At 52.9% G+C, this 6136-nt stretch carries 4 protein-coding genes and 4 pseudogenes; 4 read left to right on the top strand and 4 right to left on the bottom strand.

Annotated elements, in window-relative coordinates:
* The first annotated feature begins 53 nt into the window (after positions 1 to 53).
* Positions 54 to 274, top strand: a pseudogene (gene tnpB, locus RX972_RS28885) (IS66 family insertion sequence element accessory protein TnpB).
* Between the two features lie 342 nt (positions 275 to 616).
* Here tnpB (RX972_RS28885) and RX972_RS28880 read toward each other — a convergent pair.
* The 3 genes and pseudogenes from RX972_RS28880 to RX972_RS28870 form a co-directional block, all read right to left on the bottom strand.
* A complete protein-coding gene (locus tag RX972_RS28880; RefSeq protein WP_316880684.1) occupies positions 617 to 2401 on the bottom strand; it encodes a hypothetical protein in 1785 nt (594 codons plus the stop codon).
* A 215-nt stretch (positions 2402 to 2616) separates the two neighbouring features.
* Positions 2617 to 3156: pseudogene (locus RX972_RS28875) on the bottom strand (SGNH/GDSL hydrolase family protein); the annotation flags it as partial.
* Between the two features lie 175 nt (positions 3157 to 3331).
* Positions 3332 to 3723 (bottom strand): annotated as a pseudogene (locus tag RX972_RS28870) (cell wall hydrolase).
* A 167-nt stretch (positions 3724 to 3890) separates the two neighbouring features.
* Here RX972_RS28870 and RX972_RS28865 point away from each other — a divergent pair.
* The 3 genes and pseudogenes from RX972_RS28865 (at position 3891) to tnpB (RX972_RS28855) (ending at position 5277) form a co-directional block, all read left to right on the top strand.
* On the top strand, positions 3891 to 4058 hold the full coding sequence (locus RX972_RS28865) for a hypothetical protein (RefSeq protein ID WP_316880682.1): 168 nt from the start codon (positions 3891 to 3893) through the stop codon (positions 4056 to 4058).
* 125 nt (positions 4059 to 4183) lie between these two features.
* On the top strand, positions 4184 to 4753 hold the full coding sequence (locus RX972_RS28860) for a class I SAM-dependent methyltransferase (RefSeq protein WP_316880681.1): 570 nt from the start codon (positions 4184 to 4186) through the stop codon (positions 4751 to 4753).
* A 186-nt stretch (positions 4754 to 4939) separates the two neighbouring features.
* Positions 4940 to 5277: pseudogene (gene tnpB / locus RX972_RS28855) on the top strand (IS66 family insertion sequence element accessory protein TnpB).
* A gap of 217 nt (positions 5278 to 5494) precedes the next feature.
* Here tnpB (RX972_RS28855) and tnpC read toward each other — a convergent pair.
* On the bottom strand, positions 5495 to 6136 hold a 642-nt coding region (gene tnpC, locus RX972_RS28850; RefSeq protein WP_316880677.1), incomplete at its 5' end, for an IS66 family transposase.

Genomic DNA, 6136 nt, shown 5'->3' with positions numbered 1-6136 from the left:
ATGGTCTGTCGGCCTTGGTCGAACTGGACATCAAGGTCGCCGTCTTTGATCCAGTGCTTTTCGTTTTCCTCAACAAGCCCCGCAACCGGGTGAAGATGTTGTACTGGGAGTGCAATGGCTCAAGCGCCTGGAGTCCGAGCGCTTCAAAACGTCCCCCGATGCCACAGACGAGCCGATTATCCTCAGCGTCCAAGAGTTGAACTGGCTGCTCGACGGTTTCGACCTCTGGCGCAACCGTCCTCATCAGTTTTGGACGGCGTGCTACGTGGCATGACCCGGTATAATCCTGGCCATGATTTCTCTACCCGGCGACCTTCCTGATGATCCTGTTTTGCTCAAGCAACTGCTGCTTGAGGCACTCAGTCGCCAAGAAGAATCGGCGCAAGCTTCTCAGACCCATTGACGACCTGAAAGATCGGCGTTATGGCACATCTTTGAGGTTTTTATACCATCATTTCAGTGTTACTCAGGGATTCTGACCAGCAAAAACGGGCCTCGAGGAGAAATAAAACCAAGACTGCCCCTGCGGGGGCCTGAACCATTGGCCCAGTTTTTGTTGGAGTGCGAGCTAAGCATTAAGAATGAGGCGTGGCATTCAGTGCCACGCCTCTTACTTTTACGCTTTGGCGTAGTGGATCTGCTGAGCGTTCTCTGTCTGGCGGTGCCAGCCATATGCCAAATAAAAAGCTAGGCCCAGCATGGCGAGAGGAAGGATCCGCATGCTGTAAATAACGCCGTCGGCTGAAAGCGTGTCGGAGTAGTAGCCCAGGGCGGTTCCATTCGGAACGTCCACGACCCATAGCAGGAAAAACAGGATGCCTGTCAGTGCGGTGTAGTAGGGCAACAGCCGGGGAGTGACCTGAGATACTGCCAGAGGGAAAATGGCACACCACATGAGCAGCACTGAAAATGGGGCCGTATGCACCGCCGCGGACGACGAAGGGTATTCACCGAACACCAAACCGATAAACACAACGCTCGATAGAGCTATATTTGCCATTAGAAAGCGTGATGAGTGATATGAGTAAAACTTTCGTACGAATAACAGTGGCAGCGCCATCAAGAGGAACAAGGGTACAGGCCCCATCCGGAACACTGTGTGCCATCGAACCCAGCCAGTGCTGATAATGGGATAGGTTTTGTCCAGTCCATTATCGAAAGTAGGGTCAGTCAAATACAAGCGAACGCTATTTATCTTGTTTTGAATAACCTGATCCAGGCCTGCATTTCTATATCCGCTCACGATAGCGTCAAGGGTACCGATATTCACGTTCCTCTCACTCATCCCAGCAAGCTGCCATTTGAGCAGGCGATCACCGGGTGCATCGTAGAGCTTCTGATACGCCACCCACGGTGCGTACAACACTAAGGCCGCTATCGAACATATCGCTATGTTTCTGATATTTGGAATCGATTTGGTAAAAGCAAGGTAGGCCGAAAAGCCAAGCAGGCCAAATATCGCTGCGCCATGAGACAGCATAGCCAAGGCGGCAACCGCCCCTGCCAATGCAAAGCATAGCCTCGGACTCTCTTCTTTGCTTCGCACGACGCATGCTATGGCCCCCAGCGTCATGGCGCCCGCAAGCAGCTTAGGCCAGGCATAAACCGTATTGATAAAGACGGCACCCACGGTAGCTGTTGCCAGCACAATAAAGCCAATATTTCGTTCATCCACCTTCAGAGCTCTGAGCAGTGCCCATATACCAAAGATCCAAAGGGAGTTTGTAAGAACACCCAGAACGAAGTACGAAAGACTTCTGGCCTTTTCTTTAGTGAACCCGTAGCTGGAAAACATCATCCCCGTCTCCAGTGGCGGCCTGTCACTGGACTGCCAGTCACCCTGAATGGTAGGTAGCAGGTTTTCTCGTCCCTGCATGAGTTTGTCGGCAAACGCCTTGGGAATATGATTATCAGTAGTGAGCCAATACCGATTTTGCGCTACGCCGGCCCCATTATCGAAACCACCATGGTCAAAAGTGATCGCCGTAAACGCTGTCGAGATAATGAAGATGAAGGCTATTGGGCGGCCAATGTATGCAAGGGATACTGGGTAACAGAAGAGCGATATAGCGCTTATCGACAACGTAGCGATACTAAAGATACGCCCAAAGGCCGGATCGACGAACCATGCCCAAAACAAAATCCATCCTGTGAGACCCGTGATAAAAAGAATGGCGACAGGTTTCAATACATCACTCTGCAGTCTCCGCACATGACCCAGCACGGCGAGTGCTGGGGCTATGAGGCAGGCAAAAGTGAAGGCAACCCACAGCGTGAGAGTTAGCGGAACGCCGAAAGTATTTTTAGGGAATATCCCTGTGGACTTCATCAGGTACAGAGTTGCGACGACCACTAAAAGTGGGATACCTATTCTTCGCACGGAAACCTCATTGGACATCATCTGGGGGCCGCCATTCTATCGGCAGACAGCGATAAAGGGATACAGCATCTTTTTTATGTGGGTTTCTAAAACACGACTGTTGAGCAAACTCGAACGCTTGGCGAAGGACCTATCTCGACCTGAGTGATTTTTTGAGTAAGAGGGGCAGGACTATGTCGGCAGCGGACAGCGCTGGTTATTCGTAATTTGAACTGCCTTCATGCCGTGGCGATCACCGCCGCCATTGTGCCGCCCAGCTCAATGCACTGAGCCTCGCCATAAGCGGCAGGCTCCTTGAACCACCGTGTGGTGATACCGGTCAGGCCAGAGCGGACGGCCTTATAACCACCCGCTAGCACTGACCCAGCCACGGCATTCACGCCCGCCGGGATTGTGCCGCCAGTCCCGGCCAGCAGCGGGTTAGCATTGAGACAGCCAAACGGGCGGATCGCCGAGTAAATCTCGCCAGCATCCGTTGGCGATGGAATGCCTGGGAACTCAAAGTTGGCGGTGACGATAGGCACGGCACGCAAGCTGATGAAATCCGCACCCACGATATTCGGGTGCAGCCCCTCCACTGTCATTGCTTCTGTGAAGCCATCCCAGATATTCACCACGGGCACGAACTTGCTCACGTATCTGAGTATCCAGTCTTTGTAGGCAATGGCTTCGGCAAGCGCTTGCCCGGCCAGCGTCGGTGCGCCGAAGCGTGGGGTGCCGGTGCCGACAACCAAGTACTTGCCGGACGTATTCAGCAAAGCAGTGACGACCTTCATTTAGGCTCCCCCCATTAGCTTGTACAGCCACCGTGTGTACGCCGAAGCTTTTCAGCACGAATTGTTCGGTACGCATTTTGATCTCCAAGATGATTTATTGCGGCAAAGCGAGCGTGACCTGCTCAGTCGGCTATGGAGCCTCACGAAAGAAGACATGATGACCCAGCTTCGGCGTCTACTTGGCCTTCGCGGCCCATGCCGGGGCCTTCGGCATCGTGGTTGCGTAGTAGTGTGTCGCCCCGCCAGTTGGGTCTGCCTACTTGCCATTGATCACCAAGTCAGCAGCGATGCGCGCTTGAGCCAGCTCTCGGAATGGAATCGCCTTGACCCCGGACAAGAGCGGATAGTTCGGGTCGTTCTTGTTCTAGCAACTGAACTGCCCCGGTTTCAGGCACACGTCTGAATATCCCTCGCCCGACCAGTAGGCTTGCCTTCGTTATTCAGGTCCATTTCCACAAGGTTGCGGACGGTCCGGGCCACGGCAATCCGGCCGCTCAAGCCCTCGCCGCGAACCTCTGCCCACAGCGTGCGGGCAAGGATGTCGCGGTCTTTATCGGACACGGTCATACTTTTCTCCAAGCGTAAAGAACCCGCTTATAAGGCGGGCGTTTCTCGTAAGACATCAGTTGCCTTAGCTACGCCGCCCGACGCCTATGGCGCTGGAGTGCCCGATGGGCTTACGATGTCCGTCATCAGGAATGGCCCTAAAGACCTCAGATTAGGATTTGCGAAACATGGATAACGACACCAAAGGATCTGCAAAACACCTAATCAAACAGCTAGAAAATATTGAGTGGGATCAGTACAGGGAAGATGAGAAGACATGGATACTGCGAGCCCTCATCAAAGCAGCGCAAGACTGGCAATCCAATCACAACCTTGAGCCAAAATCGGAAAGCTAATAGCTAGTTCGGATGGTTATTGCCACTGCTGTAGGAGTCAAGTAACTTTCTCCTCTTCTGATGGCTGGTTGCGAGATCACTATGCTTGTTCAAACTGCGGATCGACGCCGCGCGAGCGCAATCTAATGAGGGCGCTGGACGAGCTGGTACCAGCGTGGCCTCAGAAGATAATCCACGAATCATCCCCAAGTTCAATGCGCATCAAAAATATGTGCAATGGTTACGCTTATTCATACTACGACACCGATATAGAATACGGATCGACGCTGCCAACTGGTGGGACATGCGAAAACCTCGAGCGCTTAACCTTGCAAACCGGCTCTGTAGATGTATTCATTACACAGGATGTGCTCGAACACGTCATGGATCCTGCGGCCGCATGCAAAGAAATAATCAGAACAATTAAGCCGGGTGGATGGTTTCTTTTTACAACGCCAAGGCATCCCCACCTCAGAACCTCAATTCAGCGAGCCAAGATTGAATGCGGCGAAATTCAATACATTCTGGAACCTGAGTACCACGGCAGCCCAAACGGCGACGGGAGGGCTCTTGTAACATATGACTGGGGAGTGGACTTCGAGGCTTTAGTTAAAAGTTGGTGCGGACTAGAGGTGACCACAAGGACGACAGTGGATCACACTCCTGGTATTGACGGAGCTTTTTTTGAAGTGTTCGCATTACAAAAGCCAAACTAATTGAGCGAGACATGAAAAATGGGAACCTGATTGCAATGAAATTGTACATGGATTACATCAGTGATCAAACTGCGAGCGATGCGCGAGGTCTGCTAAACAAAAGTAAGCGCTCCATGAACCCCACATTCAAAGCCGCCCTCTGATCCCTGATGCTGTGCTCCCTATCTCCTCAGGAGCCAGCTCGCCATGATGCGACCCGATGCCAAAGTCGAAAAAGTGTATCTGTACCCCAAGCCCGTTGACTTCCGAAAGTCCATCGACGGTCTGTCGGCCTTGGTCGAACTGGACATCAAGGTCGCCGTCTTTGATCCCGTGCTTTTCGTTTTCCTCAACAAGTCGCGCAACCGGGTGAAGAACTTGTACTGTGAGCGCAACGGCTTCTGCTTTGGCTTAAGCGCTTCGAGTCCGAACGATTCAAAACATCGCCGGACGCCACCGACGAGGCGATCTTTCTGACCGTCCAGAAACTCAACTGTATGCTCGATGGCTTTGACCTCTGGCCAACCGCCCTCATCAAGTTTTGACACCGCGATTCGTCGCCTGATTCGGTATAATCCAGGGCATGAATTCCTTGCCCGAAAACCTTCCAGATGATCCGGTTCTGCTCAAGCAAATGCCTGGGCAGATGCTCGACGAGCGTCAGTTGGAAGGGAAAGATTGTCCGGCTAGAAGAATAGGATGCCCTCCTGCTTCAACGTAAGCGCTCCATAAACCCCACCGACTTCAAGATGGGTATCGCGCTTAGCTGGGCGACACCGGCGAGCAGTTCCACGGCAACAGCGCTTCGTAATCTTCAATCGTGGTCGCCATTGGCAGCCGTTCTAATGCGTGGCGCAGCCACGCATAGGGCTCTTGGCCGTTGGCTTTGGCGGTCTCGACCAAGCTGTAAAGTTGAGCACTGGCCGTCGCGCCTTTGGGTGTGTCGCTAAACAACCAGTTCTTTCTTCCGATGACGAAGGGTCTGATCGAGCGCTCGGCAGCGTTATTGTCGATTGGCAGATAGCCTTCCTCGACATACCGTTCCAGCTTTTTCCAGTTACTTGCCAGATAACCGATGGCCTTGCCCAAGGCGTTCTGAGACGTAACTTGTGGCTGAGTCTTTTCCATCCAGTTTTTTAACTGAGCCAACACTGGCAGACTCCGATCATGACGGCCGGTTTTACGATCGCCGTCGCATGCATCCTTCAGATCACGCTCTATGCCATAGAGCTTGTTGATCAAGTTCAGCGCGATGTCGGCACGTCCCGTCTTGCCTTTCGGCTGCACTTTTTGGGCTTCAACAAACTTGCGCCTTGCGTGCGCCCAACAGCCCAAACGTTCGACTCCGGCCTGCGCGCCCAGCGCGTTATAACCAGCGTAATCATCTGTCATGACATAGCCGCG

It is taken from the genome of Pseudomonas syringae group sp. J309-1, from assembly GCF_032582135.1.
In the GTDB taxonomy this organism is placed as follows: domain Bacteria; phylum Pseudomonadota; class Gammaproteobacteria; order Pseudomonadales; family Pseudomonadaceae; genus Aquipseudomonas; species Aquipseudomonas quasicaspiana.
The sequence above is the reverse complement of the archived record's forward strand: the minus strand, read 5'-3'. Positions and strand labels throughout refer to the sequence as shown.

What these genes read in the sequence shown, in the direction of transcription:
- RX972_RS28880 (WP_316880684.1), bottom strand. Translation starts at nt 2,401, where the DNA reads ATGATGTCCAATGAGGTTTCCGTGCGAAGAATAGGTATCCCACTTTTA.
- RX972_RS28865 (WP_316880682.1), top strand. Translation starts at nt 3,891, where the DNA reads ATGGATAACGACACCAAAGGATCTGCAAAACACCTAATCAAACAGCTA.
- RX972_RS28860 (WP_316880681.1), top strand. Translation starts at nt 4,184, where the DNA reads ATGAGGGCGCTGGACGAGCTGGTACCAGCGTGGCCTCAGAAGATAATC.